This window comes from Brochothrix campestris FSL F6-1037, from assembly GCF_000525915.1.
Lineage (GTDB): Bacteria > Bacillota > Bacilli > Lactobacillales > Listeriaceae > Brochothrix > Brochothrix campestris.
Genome location: NZ_AODH01000089.1, coordinates 1 through 638, shown reverse-complemented (window position 1 = coordinate 638; position 638 = coordinate 1). Strand labels below are relative to the sequence as shown.

Below are 638 nucleotides of genomic sequence, written 5' to 3'. Positions count from 1 at the left end.
CGATAGTAAAATTAAGCTAGACAAATAAAAAAGTCATTTTGTGCGACACTCAAAATAGTTCCGACCAAAGAATTATTAGGAGTGAAGACAAATGACCTATAAACATCTTACACCAAATGAGCTTGTAATGATAGAAGCCTATTTCCAAACGAAACAATCTGTTTTAACCGTATCGAAGATATTTGGACGTTCAAGACAAACGATTTATAATGTCTACAATTTTCTTAAAAAAGGTTTATCAGCTAATGATTATTATCAAAGATACAAAGAAAATAAAACATATTGTGGCAGACGTTCTATCATTTTAAGTGCGGATCAACAAACTTACATTCAGAAAATGACAGCTAAAGGCTGGACACCTGATGTGATTATTGGTCGTGCTGAGATACCTATCTCATGTTCTGTTAGAACGCTCTATCGCCTATTTAAAGCGAACGACTTCGATATCACAAAGCTACCAATGAAAGGTAAACGTAAGCCAAACGGACACAACGAACGTCGCGGTCTAAACGAAAATTCTAATGGCATTTTGCGTCGAAATGGCTTGCCAAAAAAGATGGACTTTAACCAAGTTGACCAAAACTTCATTTCAGCTGTTGCTTCAAAAAGAAATCACATCCCAAGAAAAATCATTAAAC

General features: G+C 35.1%; 1 pseudogene. It reads left to right on the top strand.

The window, feature by feature from the left end:
• Positions 1–91: 91 nt before the first annotated feature.
• Positions 92–638, top strand: a pseudogene (locus BCAMP_RS11960) (IS30 family transposase); the annotation flags it as partial.